Below are 483 nucleotides of genomic sequence, written 5' to 3' on the forward strand. Positions count from 1 at the left end.
CATATGAACAACTTTCTCTTGTCGCAATTGGCTGACAAGAAAGTCGCTCAATGGTTTTAAAAAACGCTTGGCACCTTTAATCACCGCATTTGCCATCTGCTTGGAATCCAATTCAAGATTAGCTGCTTGCCACATGCGTTCCTGACGATTAAACGGCACAGCCAAATCAAATTTGTTAGCCGCAATTGTTGCCAGGATGCTGCTTGAGATATAGCTGTGATTAAACAGCGGACTCGGCGTCTTGGCGGCAACCAGCTTATCGCCACCGTTTGGATGACAATGCTGACACTTGTACATCTTCGCATAAACGTTCCTACAGACAGTATGTGCTGGAACGTATACTGCTTCACGATTTGCCAATCTGCGGCCAATCTGTTTCATTTCTTGATGACAGTCAGGACAAGTTTTGTCATCCAGGTCGTATTCACAGTCTTCCTGTGGCAGGCGGTCTAGATTTTCTTTCCGGCTGTTGCTTTGCTTTGG

1 protein-coding gene is annotated in these 483 nt (G+C 45.8%); it reads right to left on the reverse strand.

All coding sequences use genetic code 11. The features are described from left to right. A partial coding sequence (locus ACLUWI_RS10285; protein ID WP_412147240.1) for an IS66 family transposase occupies positions 1–483 on the reverse strand: 483 nt, incomplete at both ends.

The sequence above is a fragment of the Limosilactobacillus mucosae genome, from assembly GCF_046939755.1.
Lineage (GTDB): Bacteria > Bacillota > Bacilli > Lactobacillales > Lactobacillaceae > Limosilactobacillus > Limosilactobacillus mucosae_A.